The following is a 19,099-nucleotide window of genomic DNA, read 5'->3' on the forward strand; positions in this document are numbered from 1 at the left end:
AGCGCATGCGTGCATGCGGCCATTCAGCGGGGCGCGAAGACTCGCCCCTCGCCTGATAGACGAATGGGCGAAGCAAACATTTACCGCGCACAGCGATCTGCCACGACGAAATGATGCAGTCCAAATAAAACGCCATGCGCGGTAAAGATTTGCGATTGCGGATCGTCACACCAATGAAGCGGCCCATTGCGGCCGGCGACTTGGCCGAAGCGGCCGGTTCTAACGGATTTCATGCCCATGACGAGCTTCCCGATTGCGTTGCACCACCAGATCCGCGCCATGGCGCGCATCGATCCCGATGCGCCCGCACTGGCGTCATTCACGCCGTACACTGTGCGCTTGACGCGCGGGGAACTGGAGAGTCGCGCGGCGCGTCTTGCCGCGCGACTGCGTGCCGCGGGTGTGACGACTGAAGTTCGCGTGGGCGTGTGCGTTGCGCGTTCCTGCGATCTGTTCGTCGCGTTGCTGGCTGTATTGAAGGCGGGCGGCGTGTTCGTCGCGCTCGATCCGCGTCATCCGCCAGCGCGCCTCGATTGGGTCGCGCGGGATGCTGGGCTCATGCACGGCATCGTCGACGGTTCGGCTGATGCGGCAATGCGCACGCGTTTCGTTCAATGTTTCGACGTGGCAAGCGTTGCTACGGCAGACACGGCAGATGCGGCAGCGCCATATTTCGACGACGAAGACGCGCCGGTGCATCCGCGCGCGGCGGCCTACATGATTTACACCTCCGGCTCGACAGGCACGCCGAAGGCGGTGGCTGTCGAGCACGGTCCGCTCGCCGCGCACGGCGAAGCGCTCGCAGGCTCGTTGCCGATCAGCGCCGCCGACCGTGTGCTGCATTTTGCTTCGGTCAATTTCGACGTCTCCATCGAAGCGTGGCTAGTACCGCTTGCCGTCGGCGGCAGCGTGGTGATCAGCGATCCACCGCCGTTCGCGCCGGAGACCACGCACGCGTTCATGCTGCGCGAAAACATCACCAATACGACGCTGCCGCCCGCTTATGTGCGCGAGTTCGCGAACGTTTGCGAGCGTCTAGGCGTGCCGCCTTCGCTGCGCACGCTGCTGTTCGGCGGCGAAGCGATGTCGCAAGACAGTTTCGACGAGATTCGCCGCGTATTTCCGTCGGTGCGTCTCGTCAATGGGTATGGACCGACGGAGGCGGTGATCTCGCCGATGCTATGGCCCGTCGATCCGGGTGTGACGCCGGCGCTAGAAGACGGCAATGGTTTTGCATCGCTGCCGATAGGCTGGCCGATCGGGCGGCGCGTGGCGCGTGTCGATGGCGCGGCGCAACGGGGCGAGGCCGGCGAATTGTTGCTCGGCGGCGTGTGCCTCGCACGCGGCTATCACGGCCGTGCGGCGCTGACGGCGGAACGTTTTTTGCCGGACCCGCACGGCGCACCGGGCGAACGGATTTACCGCACCGGCGACCTCGCACGCGAACGTGACGACGGCTCGTTCGATTATCTCGGCCGCATCGACGATCAGGTTCAGGTGCGCGGCGTGCGCGTCGAGCCCGGCGAAATCGCGGCCTGCCTGCTGACGCATCCGGCGGTGGCCGATGCGGGCGTGCTGGCCGAAGCCGCAGGCGGCCGGACGCAATTGATCGCCTGCGTGGTGCTGCGCGACGACGCACTCGACGATGCCGCACTGCAAGCGCATCTCGCCGCGCATTTGCCTCAAGCGTGGATGCCGCAGCGCATCGCGCGCTTCGTGCGTCTGCCTTATACGCTGAATGGCAAGCTCGATCGCGCCGCCTTGCGCGACTCCATTGCCGCGATGCCGGTCGCGGCCGATGCGCATCATGTCGCGCCTCGCACCGCCACGGAAACGCGCCTGGCGGCGCTTTGGCAAACGCTGTTGAACGGCGCCGCGCCGATTGGCTGCACGGATCGATTCTTCGCTTGCGGTGGCGACTCGCTCACGGCGATGCAATTGCAAGCGGCGATTCGTATCGAGTGGCGCGTGAATCTGCGGCTCGATGCGCTGTTTGCCGATCAACCGCTCGAAGCGCTGGCGCGTCTGATCGACGAGAGCGAGCCCGAAACAGCGGCAGGTTCGCATTCGATCAACGTCGTGCATACCGCCGACGCGCCGTTCGTTGACCGTGCGGCCTCGTTCGCGCAACAGCGCTTCTGGGTGCTCGCGCAAACGCAGCACGCAGGCGCGGCGTATCACGTCGCCGTGCAATGGAATGTGCGGGGCGCACTCGAGTTTGGCGCGCTGCAACGCGCGCTCGACTGTGTCATCGCACGCCATCAGGCATGGCGAACCACGCTGGTCGAGTCCGATGATGGGGTCGTCGTGCAACGCATTCACGCACGCTTGCCGGTGCCGATTGCGTACATTGATTTGCGCGCCGAGAGTGAGGTCGAACGCGTCGCGCGATTGGCGGCGTTCACGGAACAGCACGTTGGCGCGGCCTTCGATCTATCGAAAGGGCCATTGGTGCGCGCCGCGCTTGTCACGCTAACCGACAACACGCAGCGTTTCCTGTTGACCACGCATCATTCGATCAGCGATGGCTGGAGCTCACGCTGTGCCTTCGACGAAATCCGAACAGCTTACACAGCGTTCGCGATGGGAAGCGAGCCGCAGTTGCCCGCACTGACGGTGCAGTACGCCGACTACGCGCAATGGCAACGCGACTGGCTTGCCGCGGGCGAAGGCGCACGGCAACTGGCGTACTGGCGCGATGCGCTGAGCGATGCACCCGGACCACTCGCGTTGCCGCTCGACCGGCCGCGCTCACCGGAACACGACTATCGTGGCGGCCGTCTCGCGCTGCGTTTACCCGCAGCACTTTCCGAAGCCGTGCGCGAGACGGCGCGACGCGCGCGAGCAACCCCGTTCACGGTGCTGCTCGCCGCCTTCGACGCGTGGCTCTATCGTTTGACCGGCGCGACCGATGTCGTCGTGGCCGCGCCGATCGCTCATCGGCAGCGGGCGGAGACCGTGCCGCTGGTGGGCCTCTTCCTCAACACGCTTGCGCTACGAACGCGCGTCGCGCCGGACCAATCGTTCGCCGCGTTGCTCGACGGCGTGCGCCTTTCCACGTTCAATGCGTTCGCGCATCAGGATGTGCCCTTCGATCAGGTGCTCGACGCCGTCAAGCCGCCGGTGCGGCGCGGCGATGCGTGGCTGAAGGTCAAGTTCGCGCAGCAGTTCGATCTGGAGTTGACGGCTGAATTGCCGGGCGCCTCGGTGCGCATGTCGCCGGGTCTGGATCTCGCCGCCCGCTTCGATTACGCGCTCGATTTCACCGACGACCCGCGCGGCATCGAACTGGTCGCGGCGTACGCGCTCGACGGTATCGACGAAGCGACCGCTCGCGCGTGGCTCCATAGCTACGCCGCGCTCGTCGCGGATGCCGTGCGCGATCCTCAGTGCGCGATTGCTGAACTGGATTGTGCGGATAGCGCCGAATATCGATCCGCGCGACGCGGACGCGAATTTCAACCGGCGGCTGGCAACGTGCTCGCGCTGTTCGCGCGCTATGTGCGTGAAACGCCGCACGGTGTGGCACTCGCGGATGTCGATCAGCAACTCACGTATGCCGACCTCGACGCGGCGTCCGACCGAATCGCATTTGCTTTGAGGCAGCGTGAGGTTGGCGCTGAACAGGCGGTGGCGGTGTGTATCGAGCGCTCGGTGCGCTTTGTGGTCGCGCTGATCGGCGTGATGAAGTCCGGCGCGTACGTTGTGCCGCTCGATCCCGCGGCGCCGAATGAGCGCTTGACTACGTCTGTCGATACCTGTGGCGCGCGCTGGATTTTGACAGCCGGTCAAGCGGTCACCACGTTAGGCGGCGCGGCCGCGCTCGACTTCGATGCGCTCACGCAAGCTGCATCGCCGGCGAGCGTGGATGACTCGATCGCTTCGCACATGCCACCGTTGGCCGATCAAGCCGCCTACCTGATCTTCACCTCAGGCTCGACCGGCACGCCCAAGGGCGTCGTGATTTCGCACGGTGCGCTGGCTGATTATGTCGAAGGCATGCTGGACGAACTCGCGTTCGCCGCGAACGCTTCGATGGCGATGGTCTCCACCGTCGCGGCCGACCTCGGCCATACGACGCTATTCGGCGCGCTGTGCTCGGGCCGCACGCTGCACCTGTTGCCCGCGGAATGCGCGTTCGATCCCGATCGCTTCGCCCACGAAATGCGCAGGCGCAACGTCGGCATTCTCAAGATCGTGCCGAGCCACTTGCACGCGTTGCTCGACGCGCAGCATCCCGCCGACGTGCTGCCCGCACACGCGCTGGTGACGGGTGGCGAAACGCTGCCGTGGTCGCTGGTTGAGCGGATCGCTGCGCTCAAGCCCGCCTGCCGCGTTATCAATCACTATGGCCCGACTGAAGCAACCGTAGGCGCATTGACGTGCGATACGTCCGCGCCGGAGCAAGCGGCATTGCGCGCGCCGAGCACGCAAGCGGCACACGCCGTGCCGCTCGGTCTGCCGTTGCCGAACGCCTACGCGTGTGTGCTCGACAGCAGCGGCGCGAGCGTGCCGCCAGGCGCAATCGGAGAGTTGTATCTTGGCGGCCCGGGTTTGGCGCGCGGCTATCTGGGTCGTCCTGCCGCAACCGCCGAGCGTTTTGTACCGAATCCTTTCGTGCCAGGCGAGCGACTCTATCGAACCGGCGACCGCGTCAGACTGCGCGCCGATCGCCGACTGGATTTTCTGGGCCGGCTCGACGACCAGGTGAAGATTCGCGGCTACCGTGTCGAGCCGGGCGAGGTCAGCGCGGCGCTGCGCGTGCTCGAAGGCGTCGCTCAGGCCGAAACGCTTGCCGTGGAGCATGACGGGCGTTTGCGTCTGGCGTCGTTCGTTGCGATGACGAGCGGAGCGCGTTTTGACGAAGCCTCGTTGCGCGCGGCGTTGAGCGTCAGCCTGCCGGATTACATGGTGCCGGCGGTGTTGCAGCAGGTCGCCGCGTTGCCCGTGACTGCCAACGGCAAGGTGGATCGGGCGGCATTGCGGGCGCTGGCGGTCGCGCCAGCGCCCGCAATGGCCGCCGCCGACGCGCCGCAAGGCCCGACCGAAGAAACCCTCGCCGCCGTCTGGAAGGACGTGCTCAAAGCCGAACGTGTGGGCCGCGACGACAACTTCTTCGAACTGGGCGGCGACTCTATTCTGGTGTTGCAGGTGATCGCCCGTTCGCGCAAACGCGGCGTGCGCTTCACGCCCAAGCAACTATTCGATGCGCCAACGCTTGCGCAACTGGCGCGCGTCGCGACTACGGTGGAACTCGCCGTGCAAGCGGCGCCCGCCATCCCGAATGCGCAAGGCACGCCACCCAAAACGGACGAGGCCACCACGCTCACGCCCGCACAACTGCGCTTCTTTGCGTTGGATATTCCGCAGCGTGGCCACTGGAATCAATCCATTGAACTCGACGCGCAAGCGCCGTTCGACTTCGACGCATTCGCCCGCGCCTTCGAAACGCTGCTGACGCACCACGACATTTTCCGCCAGCGCTTCACGCCGGTCGGGTCGCATGGCGAATGGCGGCTCACGCTGGCCGCGCAAGCGTTCGAAACACTGCCGCTAGCAGCGGTCTGCGCACGCGACGAGGCGGACGCGCTCGCTCAGTTCGACGGGTTGCAAAGCACGCTCGATCTGACACGCGGCCCGCTCGTCTGTGCCCTGGCTGCGCTGCTGCCTGACGGTGCCACCAAACTCTATCTGGCGATCCATCACATCATCGTCGACGGTGTGTCGTGGCGCGTGCTGCTGGACGATCTCGATGCCGTCTATCGCGCCGCTTGCGAGCGCCGCAGCGTGCGGCTCGCGTCCACGGGAACGAGTGCGCAGGAATGGGCGGTGCGCCTCGCACGCGCCGCGCGCGACATGACACACTCGCCGTTCGCCGCAGAAATACCGTACTGGACCGCGCTCGCCGCGCCGTACGACGATCTGCCGCTCGACGATCCGCACGCCAGGGCGACCAACGCCGACGCGCAATCCGTGATCCAGACGATCGGCGCCGATCTCACGCGCGCCGCGTTGACGGAGGCGAATGCCGCCTATCGAACGCAGACGATCGAACTGCTGATTGCCGCGCTGGCGCAGTCGCTCGGCTTGCCGGTGTGCCGCATCGAACTCGAAGGTCACGGCCGCGAGGCCTTGTTCGACGACGTCGACGTGAGCCGCACGCCAGGCTGGCTGACGAGTCACTATCCGGTGCAGTTCTCGCTTGAAAGCACCCCGGCCGCTACGCTCGGCGTGGTCAAGGACACGTTGCGCGCGGTGCCGAACAAAGGCCTCGGTTTCGGCGTGCTGCGCCACTACGGCGACACGGCGACGCGTGCGGCGCTCGCCGCCGTGCCACGCCCGCATGTGACCTTCAACTACCTCGGCCAGTTCGACGCCCCTCGCGAGGCGGCGCTCGTACCGCGTTTTGGTGGCGCGGGCCGCGAGCGCGATCCGGCGGGGCCGATTGGCAACGCGTTGGCGATTCACGCCTATATCGACGGCGACGCCACGCGCACGCTCAAAGTCCATTGGGTCTACGGCGCGACGCAGTTCGAGCGCGCTACTGTGGAGGCACACGCGCAGCGCTTCGAAGGCGCGCTCGCTGAACTTGTTGCCGAATGCGCTGCGCGTCTTGCGCAACGAGGCGGCGGCGCAACGCCTGGCGATTATCCGCTCGCGCGGGCGGGCGGCCTGACACAGGCTGCTATCGAACGCATGCCGCTCGACTTGCGCACGATCGACGATATCTATCCGCTTTCGCCGATGCAGCACGGCATTCTGTTTCACTCTCTATTCGCGCCCGAGCAGTCCACTTATGTGAATCAATTGGTCGCGACGTTGATCGACCCGGTTGTGGAGCGCCTGCGTGCGGCATTCGAGGCGGCGGTGCCGCGCCATGACATTTTGCGCACGAGCTTCACGCCGGATGAGGCGGCGCCGATGCAGATCGTGCATCGCCAGGCGCGCATGCCCGTCGAGATTCTCGACTGGCGCGAGCGCGGCGCGGGTGCGATGGATGCTTTCGAAAACTGGCTCCGCGCCGACCGCTCGCGCGGTTTCGATCTGACGTCGCCGCCGCTGATGCGCGTCGCGCTAATCCGCATCACGGACAACGCGTGGCGTCTCATCTGGACGCGTCACCATTTGCTGCTCGATGGCTGGAGCACCGCGCGCTTCTTTGCGGATGTGCTGCGCGATTACATCGAGCCGCCGCGTCCGCAGCTGTTCGCTGCGCCCACGAAGACGCGCTATCGCGACTTCATCGCGTGGCTCGCCGCGCGTGATGCCGACAGCGCGCGCGCATTCTGGCTGCAACGCCTCGCACTGCTCGACGAGCCGACGCTGATCGCCGCGCCGGAGTCCGCAAGCGGTCGCCGCGAATCGCGCCATCTCACGCGCCGTGAAACCGTCGACGCAGCCACGACGGCGCGTCTAATCGACACCGCGCGCCGTCTGAAAGTCACGCTCAATACGATGGTGCAAGGCGCGTGGGCGCTCGCGCTGCAACGTATGACGCATCACACGGCAGTCGCCTTCGGCGCGACCGTCGCGGGCCGTCCTGACGCGCTGCCGGACGTCGATACCGTGCTCGGTCTGTTCATCAACACGCTGCCGGTGATCACCGCGCCGTTGCCGCAACGCCGGGCTTCGGCATGGCTGCACGACCTGCAGCGCGATAACGCCGCGGCCGCCGAGCACGCGCATACGCCGCTGTCTGAAATCCAGCAATGGGCGGGGCAGGGTGGCGGCGCGCTGTTCGACACGTTGGTCGTGTTCGAAAACTACCCCGTGGACGAAGCCTGGCAGGGCCGCGACGAGCGAGCGCTGGAGCTGCGTGAGCTGCGCAATATCGAAGCGACGGACTTCGCTCTCACGCTGGTGATCGAAGCGGGCACCACGCTTACGATCGACTACGGTTACGACGCCGCGCAACTCGATGAAGCGCGTGTCGCCGCGTTGCATCGCGCGTTCGCTTCGTGTCTCGCGGGCCTGATCGCAAATCCGGACGCGCGGCTCGGCACGATTTCGATTGCCACGGCGGACGACCTCGCCGCGCTGAACCGCTTCAACGCGACGGTGCAAGCGTGGCCGCTCACGCAGCAACAGGCGCTGCATCGGCAGTTCGAACAGAAGGCGTTGATATCGCCAGAGGCTATCGCGCTGGAATTCGCCGATTCGCAAGGACGCACGCACCAGATGTCCTACGGCGAACTCGACGCGAACGCCGATCGCGTCGCCGCCTCGCTCATCGAAGCAGGCGTGCGCGCGGACACGGCGGTGGCGCTGTGTGTCGAGCGCTCGTTCGACATGGTGGTGGCGCTGCTCGGCGTGCTCAAAGCGGGCGCGGCTTATCTGCCGATCGATCCGGACTATCCGGCGGAGCGCATCGCGTATTTGCTCGACGACGCGAGACCGGCCGTCGTACTGACGCAGCCCAATCTGCTGGAAATGGTCACGAACGCAGTCAACAGCACCGGCGCGAAAATCCTGACCGTCGACGCACTACGCGGCGCGGACTTCACGCTCAGCGCTCCGGTCGCAGTCGCGCCCGATCAGCTCGCTTACCTGATCTACACCTCCGGTTCGACTGGCAAGCCGAAAGGCGCGGGCAATACGCATCGCGCACTGGCGAACCGGATTGCGTGGATGCAGGACGCGTATCGCCTCGACGCCCGCGACGTCGTGTTGCACAAGACGCCGTTCGGTTTCGACGTGTCGGTATGGGAGTTCGTGTGGCCGCTCGCCGTCGGCGCGAAGCTCGCGATCGCGGCGCCTGGCGAGCATCGCGATCCGGCGCGCCTCGTCGCCGCGATCGAAGCACACCGCGTTACGACGCTGCATTTCGTGCCGTCGATGCTCGCGGCCTTCGTCGCTCAACTGGAAGACTTCCACGCGGCGGCGCGCTGCGCGAGTATCGAGCGGATCGTCGCCAGCGGCGAAGCGCTGGCGCCGGAACTGGCGGCGCGCGTGGCAAAGCAACTCCCTCACGCGCGGCTCTACAACCTCTACGGCCCGACCGAAGCGGCCATCGACGTTTCGCACTGGACTTTCGATGCGCGCGATGCCGAGGCGGCCTCCGTGCCGATCGGTCATCCCATTGCGAACGTGCAGCTACACGTGCTCGACGCGGCGTTGCAGCCGTTGCCGCAAGGCGCGATCGGCGAACTGTACCTGGGCGGTGTGGGACTTGCGCGCGGCTATCTTGGCCGAGCCGCACTGACCGCCGATCGCTTTGTGCCCGATCCGTTCTCGCACGGCGCGCGGCTCTATCGAACCGGCGACCTTGCACGCCGCCGCGCGGACGGCGCGCTCGACTATCTCGGCCGTATGGATACGCAGGTGAAACTGCGAGGCCAGCGCGTCGAGCCGGGCGAAATCGAAGCCTTGCTGCGGACGGCACCGGGCGTGCACGATGCCGTGGTGATCGTGCGTGACGAGCAACTGATTGGCTACGTGGCGCGCAGCGCGGACAACGCGCTCGATACGCAGGCGCTGCTCGATGGTTTGCGAGCGCAACTGCCGACGTACATGGTGCCCTCGCATCTGATCGCGATGGATGCGCTGCCGGTCACGCCGAACGGCAAATGCGACCGTCACGCGCTGCCCGCACCCGTGCGCGGCTCTGTCGGTGAACACGCGCTGGAATTGCCGGCCACCGACACCGAGCGCGAACTCGCCGAGATCTGGAAGCGCGTGCTGCGCGTCGACACGATTGGCCGCGACGAAGATTTCTTCGTGTTAGGCGGCCACTCGCTGCTTGCGACACAAGCCAACGCGCAGGCGAATCTGCACTGGGCGCTCATCTTGCCGCTACGCACCTTGTTCGACGAACGCACGTTGCAGCGCTGTGCCGCCGCGATCGATCGTGCGCTCGCCGAACGCGAGGCTCATGGAGCAGGCGATACCGCGAGCGCGATCGATGCACTGCTCGACGAATTCGAACTGCAATAAGCCCACCACATCGACCGATCGACGCGCCGACCCGCCGACCCGCACTGAGACACCTGAGCATGACCACAGCCAAACCGGATCTGCTTTCCCTTGCGTCACGCTTCGCGCTGTTGCCGGACGCGCAGCGCAAAGCCTTTCTCACGAAGCTCGCCGCAGCCGGCATTGATTTTCGCGTGCTGCCGATTCCGCCGCGCACCGAGCGGACCGCGAGCGTGCCGGCGTCGTTTGCGCAAACGCGTTTATGGCTGCATGCGCGGATGATCGATGAACCCGCGGCGTATCACATCACCGAACGCCTGCGGCTCGACGGCACGCTCGATGCCAACGCATTGCGTCTTTCGTGCGATGCATTGGTCGCGCGCCACGAAGTATTGCGCACCACCTTCGCTGAAAACGGCAATGGCGTACTGCAAACGGTGCATGCGCCGTCGCGCTGCCCGTGGCGCGCGAGCGACGTGAGCACACTGCCCGCCGATCAGCGCGAGGCGCGCGCTGCCGAGATTGCACGCGCCGATGAAGCGAAGTCCTTCGATCTGTCGGTCGGGCCGTTGGTGCGCGCTCACCTGATTCGCCTCGACGCGAGCACCCATTGGCTCGCGTTGACGACGCATCACATCGTGTCAGACGGTTGGTCCGCGGACGTCATGCTTGCCGAACTCGCGTCGTTTTATCGCGCGTATGCGAAGAGCGAAGCGGTGTCGCTCGCGCCATTGCCGATCCAGTACGCCGACTTCGCGCTGTGGCAGCGCCGCTGGCTCGACGCGGGCGAGCGTGAGCGTCAATTGGTTTTCTGGCGCAAGCGGCTGGACGCGAATCGCGACGTGCTGATGTTGCCGAGCGCATCGCCGCGTCCGGCTCAGCGTAGCGCGCGTGGGGCGCGGCATCGTTTCGTTCTCTATGCCGCGCTTGCTCAGCGCGTGAAGACTTTGGCCAATGCGCAGCGCGCGACGCCGTTCGCCGTATTGCTGGCGGCACTGAGTGCACTGCTCGCGCGTTCGTCGGGGGAAACACAGATTCAGATCGGTGTGCCCGCGGCGAATCGCGAGCGCGGCGAAGTGGCGGGTCTCGTCGGGTTCTTCGTGAATACCTTGACGCTCGCCACGCCCGTTTCGGCAACGCAACCGTTCGCCGCGCTGGTCAACGCGACGCAACAAACGCTGATCGACGCCCAGTCGCATCAGGATGTGCCGTTCGAACAGGTGGTCGAAGCGCTGGGTGTGGTGCGCAGCGCGAGTCATCACCCGTTGTTTCAGGTGATGGCCGCTTATGGCGCGCGTCGGCGTTTGCCTTCACTTGCCGACGTGCGCATGACGGAGTTGCCATCGGGCGCGCCGTTCGCCAAGTTCGATCTGACGCTGAGTTTCGAGGAGCGCGACGATGGTTCGATCGACGCGACCTTCATCTATGCGCTCGATCTGTTCGACGCCGACGCGATAGAGCGCCTTGCCGCGCGCTTTATCGAGTTGCTGTCGAATGCGGCGGCGACACCCGCCATTGCGATCGGAGATGTGCAGTGGCTGCCTGAGGCCGAGCGCGTGCAACTCGATGCATGGAACTGCACGGCGCCACCGCGCGAAGCAACGTTCAGGCCGGTGCATCAGCGCGTGGCCGACCATGCCCATGCGCGGCCGGAAGCGCGCGGCGTCGCCGACATGAACTGCTCGCTCACGCGCGGCGAAGTGGATGCGCGCGCAACACGTTTGGCGCAGCGCCTCGTCGCGGCAGGCGTGCGTGCCGAAATGCGGGTGGGCGTGGCGCTGAGCCGCTCGGTCGACCTGCTGGTCGGCCTGATTGCAGCGTTGAAATCGGGCGGCGCGTTTGTACCGCTCGACCCGAGCCACCCGCGCGAGCGCCTCGCGCAGATTCTCGACGACGCAAAGATCACGCACGTTATTACGGAACGCGCGAGTCTCGCGGCATTGCCGGCGTCGGATCGTTTACGGTTGTGGCTGATCGACGAGGAACCGCAGCCTGAGGTTCAATGCGCGGCGGATATAGAGTTGCCGCGCGTGTCGCCACATCAGGCAGCTTATGTGATCTATACATCGGGCTCGACCGGCAAGCCTAAGGGCGTGGTGGTCGATCACGGTTCGTTTGCACTGCATTGCGCGGCAATTGCGGAGCGCTACGGCGCCGGTGAGCGTGACGTTTTCCTGCTGTTCCAGTCGGTCAATTTCGACGGCGCGCATGAAGGCTGGTTCTCGCAGTACATGTCCGGCGCAGCCGTCGCCATTACCGCGGATACGTTGTGGCCGCCCGCGCAAACCTGCCGGATGATGGTTCGCGAAGGCGTGACCATGACCTACGTGCCGCCCGGTTGCGCAACCCAGCTCGCCGAGTGGGCGCTCGCGCACGGTGCGCCGCCCAGCTTGCGTTCGTTGACGGTAGGCGGTGAAGCCACGTCGCGTGAGGCGTTCGCTCTGCTGCGCCGGGCGTTTCCGAAGGCGCGGATCGTCAACGGATACGGGCCGACCGAAACGGTCATCACGCCAATGCTGTGGATGTTCTATCCAACCGACGACACCGCGAAGCTCGCGGACAGCGCGTATCTGCCAATCGGCACGCTGGTCGGCGCGCGTTCGGCGCATGTGCTCGATGCGCGTCTGAATCCACTGCCGGTCGGCGTGATCGGCGAGTTGTATCTGGGTGGCGAGGGTGTAGGCGTGGCGCGTGGTTATCTCGACCGGCCGGCACTCACGGCCGAGCGCTTTGTGCCGGATCCGTTCGGCGCACCGGGTGCGCGGCTCTATCGCACGGGTGACCTGGTCAAGCGGCGCGTGGACGGCGTGTTCGACTTTATCGGCCGTGTCGATCATCAGGTGAAGTTGCGCGGCTTGCGGATCGAACTGGGTGAGATCGAAGCGCAACTCGCCGCGCACGGCGACGTGCGCGAAGCTGTGGCGATCGTGCATGGCAAGGGCGCGCAAGCGGCGCTGGTGGCGTATGTCGAATTGAGCGCCGAAGCGCGCGAGTGCAGCACACGCGCGGATGCAGCGAAACTCGATGCGCATCTGCGTCATACGTTGCCTGACTACATGGTGCCCGCGCATATCGTCGTGCTCGACGCGTTGCCGCGCAATGCCAATAGCAAGGTGGACCGCGCGGCGTTGCCGGAGCCGCCGCGCGTCGAGCGGGCCTATCAGGCGCCCGCTGCCGGACTCGAAACCACTCTTGCGCAGATTTTCCGCGAAGTGCTGGGTGTGGAGCGTGTCGGCCGTGCCGATCATTTCTTCGAACTCGGTGGACATTCGCTCGCCGCGGTCCGCGTGGCGACGCGCGTGGCTGAACGTCTCGCGCGCGATGTGCCGGTGCGCACGCTCTTCGAAGCGCCGACGCTCGCGCAATACGCGCAGCGCGTGATGGCGTCGGCGCGCAGCGAAACGGTGGCGGATACCGGAGAACGACAGCCGGGAGGCGGTTCCAATTCACTTATTGCGCCGGACGCGAACGGCATCCTGCCGCTTTCTTCCGCGCAATTGAGCTTGTGGTTCCTGTGGCGCTCGCAACCGGACAGCGCGTCCTACAACATTCCTGTCGCGCTGCGTCTGCGTGGGCCGCTCGATAGCGTTGCATTGCGCGACGCGTTTGCTCAAGCCGCTGCGCGACATCCCGCGCTGCGCGTGCAGATCGTCGAACGTGACGGGCAACTGCCGGGCCAAAGAGTCGTGGACTCGGCGGCGTTCGAACTGCCCGTGATCGATCTTTCTGGCGACCCTTCGCAAGCCGAACGCGAGAACGCCGCTATCGCGCTCACCGACCAGGACGCACTCACGCCGTTCCACCTGCTCGACGATGCGCCACTCTGGCGCGTGCGCTTATTACGCCTTGCCGAGCGGGATCATGTGCTGTCGCTGGTTGTGCATCACATCGTGTCAGACGGGCAGTCGATCGATCTGTGGCTCGAAGATGTGCGCGGCACTTATGTCGCGATCGTGCGCGGCGCGTCGCCGGCGGCTTCGGCTACGGGATCGCTTTCGGCTCGACAACTCGTCTTGCCTGTAACCGCGCCGCGTGCGCGCCTGTCGTTCTGGCGCGATGCGTTGGCCGATGCGCCGTCGCAAGTGCTGCCTTCGCCGCCGTCGGGCCGCGTGTCGTCGCCCACCTGGCGCGCCGGACGCCTCGCGTTCGAATTGTCCCCGGTTCTCGTGCGCCGCGCCCGTGCGATGGCGCTTGAAGTTCACGCCACCTTGCCCATGGTGTTGCACGCCGCGCTGAACGTCGCGCTATATCGCGCGACGGGCGCAACGGATCAGCCGGTCGGCGTTCTCGCTTCCACGCGCGAACTGACGGGCGAAGCCGCACGCCACGCACTGGGACTTTTCATCAACGCGGTGGTCGTGCGGACGCGGCTCGCCAAAACGGATACGCCGGTCACGCTGCTCGCTGAAGTGCGAGACGCCGCGCTCGCCGCTTATGCGCATGCGGACACGCCGTTCGCCGACGTGGTGGCGGCACTGCGCGCCACGCGCACCGAGGCCGGCAATCCGCTCTTTTCGGTGATGTTCAATTACCTGCGACCGGCCGGAACAGCGGGACGCGACTGGGCCGGCCTCACGCTTGACGATTTCAACGACGTGCGGCACCGGGTCGTGTTCGAGTTGGAACTGGACGTGGTCGAACATGCCGACGGACGTGTGACGGGCGCCTTCTCGTATGCGAACGAGTTGGTGGACGGCCGCTTCGTCGAGGCACTGTCCGCCAACTATCTGGACGTGGTGCAACGGTTCGTCGACGCGCCGCATGAACAACTGGGGGTTGCTTCAGCGCGCTTCACCCTGGAATCAGCCGGCGTTGCAAAGTGCGCGCAAGCAAACCTGGCATCTCACACTGAAGCAACGCGGCGCGCCACGGCACTCGAGCGCGTGTGGAGCGATCTGTTCGAAGGCAACACGCCCGCGCTTCACGACGATCTGTTCGAAGCGGGCGCAAGTTCGTTCGATGTCGTGCGCTTTGTCGATGCCGCGCGAGCCACTGGTCACGCGCTGGAGATTGCCGACGTGTTCGCCGCGCCGACCTTCACGCAACTGGGCGCTCGGCTCGATGCGCGAGCTTCTTGTGTCGCCGAGTTGCGCGACGGCGCTTGAACCCGGAGTCGAACACACAGCAAGGCAAAAAAGGCAGTGAATAAAAATCGCATCAATCACGAAAGAATTTTCGCCGGCCCGCGCATTCGGCGCGCCGGCTTCCACCGATAAGGACCTGCGACATGCACAGAGACACCGTATTTGATCTGATCGGAATCGGCTTCGGACCGTCGAATCTGGCGCTTGCCGTGCGCCTCGCCGAAGAAGCCGGCGTGTCGGACCTCACGCATTGCTTCATTGAGCGACAGCCGGAATTCGGCTGGCATCGCGGCATGCTGCTCGACGACTGCCGGATGCAGATTTCCTTCCTCAAGGATCTCGTGACCATGCGCGATCCCAAAAGCCGGTTCACGTTCATCAACTATCTGTTCGAGCGCGGACGTCTGGCGGATTTCGTCAATTTGAAGAATTTCTATCCGACGCGCGTGGAGTTCCACGATTACCTGAGCTGGGTGGCGGCGTCGTTCGACGATCGCGTGAGCTACGGCCAGACCGTGACCGGTATCGAAGCGATCAAGAGCGCTGACAATACCAACAACGTCGAAGCGCTACGCGTTTTCTCGCGCGACAACGAAGGCCGTGAATGGCAACGTGTGACACGGGCGTTGTCGGTCGGCATCGGTGGCGGGCCTCAGGTGCCGGAGGCGTTCGCCGCGCTCGGCACGCATAACATCGTGCATTCGTCGCAGTACCTCACGTCCATCGATCGCGTCGTCGGACCTGCGAACGGCGCGCGAAAACGCGTGGCGGTGATCGGCGCGGGGCAGAGCGCGGCCGAAGTGTTCGTCGATCTGACGCGCCGCTATCCGCACGTGGATGCGAGCCTCATCATTCGCTCGAGCGCGCTGAAACCCGCCGACGACAGCCCGTTCGTCAACGAGATTTTCAACCCCGCCTTTACCGATGTCGTCTACGCGCAGCCGCGCGACGGCCGGCGCGCGCTGATCGAGCGTTTTCGCGACACCAATTACGCGGTGGTCGACCGTCCTCTGATCGAGCAGATCTACGAAATGCTTTACCTGCAAAACGTCTGCGCCGAACCGCGCCACCGGTTGCTCGCGAACACCGGCATCGAAACGGCGGCGCGCACGGGCGGCGGCCGGATTGAACTCACGCTGCGTGACCGTTTGAGCGGCCAGGCCCGCGCCGAGCAATTCGACGCGCTGGTGCTCGCGACGGGATATCGCCGCGACACGCATGTCGAGTTGCTGGAGGGGCTTGCGCCGCATCTGGGCGATGCGCTCACGCAAGGCAATGTCGAGCGCGATTACAGGCTCGCCACGCCGGTGACCTTCAAACCACGCATTTACCTGCAAGGCTGCTGTGAAGACAGCCATGGACTGTCCGACACGCTGCTGTCGGTTCTCGCGTTGCGCTCCGACGAAATCGCCGCTTCGCTTGCGCATTACGCATCGCGCGACCGTTCGGCTGACCGGTCGAGACAGACGCACGCAAACGCGACTCGCGCGGACCGCATGACTTTCGCGCTTTGATAGAAAGCGGCGCCACGACACACACACATAGGAATCGACTATGCCGAAGAAAAAACTCGTTTATATCTGGTCGTTACGAAACGCGGCCGCCGACAAGGCGGGCCAGGACATCGCGTACAAAAGCGGCGCGCGCTACATGAAGTCGGTACTGGAGTCGCTTGTCGAAGCGCTCAACGAAACCGCACTCGGCGATCAATACTCGCTAGAAAAAGTTATCTACGACGACGATGCCGGATCCGGCACGGACCGCGAAAAACTGAAGGAATATGGATTTGCTTACGAGCCGGGCAAGCGCTGGTTCTATCCGCCGGATTTGCGCGTGCAGGGCAAGCGGGTCAACGATCTGCTGCTCGCGATTCCATCGACGTACCGGCGTGAGCCGCTCGATGCACCAGGCCGCGCGGCAGGCAAGAGCCGCTTTGAAAAGCACCTGCTCGATACGCTGGTGGCATTGAAAGCCGATATTGTCGTACTCGACGGTCTGCTGATCATTCTCGACGAACTGGTTCGGCCCGGCGCGCCGTTCTATCGCAAGATCGTGAATATTCACCCGGGCGTGACGCGTGCCGATTCGCCCTACGAGCGGCGCGGCGCCTACGCGACGCTCGACGCGCTCTACGGTGCGCGCGGCAAGAAAGTGGTCAACTGGAAGACGATGGAAACCGTGGCGGTCGAACCGTTGTATCTGACGGGCGCATCGTTTCACTATGTCGACAATGGGATCGACTCCGGCGAGGTGATTCACGACGTGCTGAATACCGAAATCGATAAGGACGATACGATCCTCGAACTACGCTGGAACAATTTCAACCGAAGCCTTTTCCCGGCTTTGAACGAAGGGCTCGCGATCATGGCCGGACAGCCGGTGCAAGTCGAGGCGTGATGCGGTGAGGAGCAGCGCGCACGCGCCACTCGAAGCGGCTAGTGGATGAGGACGAGGCTGTAAGCCACTTGATGACGCGCGATTCAGCACGCGTCGCAGCGGCTCGCCTGTTGCGCCGCAGGCGCGCGTTCCCGGTGGCCCAGCCTTCGCGACGCGCTGCCTGAAATCACGAAACTGAGCGCGGCGAGCACCCACACGCCAACGCCGCCGTAGAGCATTACCCACCCGAAACCTTGCATCAACGCAGCATGCACGATGCTGCCCGACGGATCGATACGCGCTAACGCGGGAATCCCCGCTCTCACCGCTTCGACATCTCCCGCGGCAATTTTCTCGGCCAGTGCGCCGAGCAGCGCGGTGTCGAGCGTCTGCGGAAGCCGCGTCTTCAGATTGAAGAGAACGCCGCCTACCAGGATCGCCCCCATCAACGCGATGTTGATCGCGAGCGTAATCATCCGCGCGCTCATATCGATGCCGGACGCCATGCCCGCGCGTTCGACGGGAACCGCGGCGGTCGTCGTATTGGTGACGGGCGTATTGGTGAGGCCGAGGCCCGCGCCCGCGATCACGCAACCGGGCAGCATGGTCCACGCGTTCGCATGCGCAGCGCCGCTGCCGTATCGCATCAGCATGAAGCCGAGACCGATCGTGAACAGGCCCACAGGTATGGCGATTCCCGAGCCGTAACGCAGCGCGAGACGTTCGCCGAGCGGAGGGAAGAGCAGGGTCGGCAGCGTGTAGGCGAGCAAGGCGAGTCCGGCGCTCACGCTGTCGTAGCCGAGCCCGATCTGGAAATAGATCGGCAAATAGATCATGAATGGCCAGAAGCTGAAGTTCATGCCCGCCGAGCCCATCAGTGCGCCGGAAAACTGCGGAATCCTGAAGACCGAGAAGTCGAACATGGGGCGGGCACTGAGTTTCTCGGCAACCACAAAGGCCACGAAGGCGAGCAGCGTTGCCGCGATGATGAAGAGCGCGCGAGGATTGCCGAAGCCGAGCGCCGGAACCTGCGTGATGAAATACACGAGGCCGAACACCGCGAGCGACAGCGTGACGACGCCCGCCACGTCGAGCGCATGCGCATTCGAGTCGCGCGATTCCTGCACGCCGCCGAACACGAGCGTCAAGGTTGCGACGGCGAGCAGCGCGTGCACCCAGAAGACCCACTGCCAGCTGGAGAGCGCGACGATCGTCCCGCCGATGATCGGCCCAAACCCGAGCCCGATGCCGAAGATGATGCCCCACGCGCTGAATGCGCGAGCGCGTTCCGGGCCCTCGTGGAACTGATGGGAGAGCACGGCCACCTGGCAGATCAGCATGGCGCCGCCGCTTGCGCCTTGCAGCAACCGCGCGACGATCAGCGTCGGCACACTGTGCGCGAGTCCGCAGACCAGCGAGGTGATGCCGAACAGCGCAATGCCGATCACGAAGACGCGTCGGCGGCCGAAGCGGTCCGCCAGCGTGCCGGTCGCCATCAGCACGGTGGTCACGGCGAGCGTGTAGGCGTTCATGATCCACTGCATGCCTTGGAAATCGCCGTGCAGCACGCGCTCGAGCGTCGGCAGGATCACCGGCACGCTGGAGATTTCGAGGCCGAACATTAGCGACGCAAGACACACCGCGCCCAACGCCAGGGCGTTTTTGCGGAGCGAGAAGAACGCGCGCGGTGTTTTGTCATCGGCGGTCTGCTCGGGGCGCACCTCGCG

Annotated in this window: 5 protein-coding genes; 4 read left to right on the forward strand and 1 reads right to left on the reverse strand. The window is 65.2% G+C overall.

Annotated features, from left to right (window positions below):
• Positions 1–237 precede the first annotated feature (237 nt).
• The 4 genes from AC57B1_RS31155 (at position 238) to AC57B1_RS31170 (ending at position 17,393) form a co-directional block, all read left to right on the forward strand.
• Positions 238–9,933, forward strand: a complete 9,696-nt coding sequence (locus AC57B1_RS31155) for an amino acid adenylation domain-containing protein (protein ID WP_496419625.1) — start codon at positions 238–240, stop codon at positions 9,931–9,933.
• Between the two features lie 59 nt (positions 9,934–9,992).
• The gene (locus tag AC57B1_RS31160) at positions 9,993–15,017 is read left to right on the forward strand and encodes an amino acid adenylation domain-containing protein (protein WP_496419626.1); all 5,025 of its coding nucleotides are present in this window, start codon (positions 9,993–9,995) and stop codon (positions 15,015–15,017) included.
• A gap of 122 nt (positions 15,018–15,139) precedes the next feature.
• Complete coding sequence (locus AC57B1_RS31165; RefSeq protein WP_496419627.1) at positions 15,140–16,510, forward strand: lysine N(6)-hydroxylase/L-ornithine N(5)-oxygenase family protein; 1,371 nt, start codon at positions 15,140–15,142, stop codon at positions 16,508–16,510.
• Between the two features lie 40 nt (positions 16,511–16,550).
• Positions 16,551–17,393 (forward strand): N(5)-hydroxyornithine transformylase PvdF, encoded by an 843-nt coding sequence (locus AC57B1_RS31170; protein WP_496419628.1) that lies wholly within the window; start codon positions 16,551–16,553, stop codon positions 17,391–17,393.
• An 83-nt stretch (positions 17,394–17,476) separates the two neighbouring features.
• Here AC57B1_RS31170 and AC57B1_RS31175 read toward each other — a convergent pair whose 3' ends face one another.
• On the reverse strand, positions 17,477–18,994 hold the full coding sequence (locus tag AC57B1_RS31175) for an MFS transporter (protein WP_496419785.1): 1,518 nt from the start codon (positions 18,992–18,994) through the stop codon (positions 17,477–17,479).
• Positions 18,995–19,099: the final 105 nt, after the last annotated feature.

Source organism: Paraburkholderia sp. BGA-UO-ETr-F21 (assembly GCF_059567925.1).

Bases quoted from the DNA above. Each gene is read 5' to 3' on its own strand.
- AC57B1_RS31155 (WP_496419625.1), top strand. From the start codon at position 238: ATGACGAGCTTCCCGATTGCGTTGCACCACCAGATCCGCGCCATGGCG.
- AC57B1_RS31160 (WP_496419626.1), top strand. From the start codon at position 9,993: ATGACCACAGCCAAACCGGATCTGCTTTCCCTTGCGTCACGCTTCGCG.
- AC57B1_RS31165 (WP_496419627.1), top strand. From the start codon at position 15,140: ATGCACAGAGACACCGTATTTGATCTGATCGGAATCGGCTTCGGACCG.
- AC57B1_RS31170 (WP_496419628.1), top strand. From the start codon at position 16,551: ATGCCGAAGAAAAAACTCGTTTATATCTGGTCGTTACGAAACGCGGCC.
- AC57B1_RS31175 (WP_496419785.1), bottom strand. From the start codon at position 18,994: ATGTTCGGCCTCGAAATCTCCAGCGTGCCGGTGATCCTGCCGACGCTC.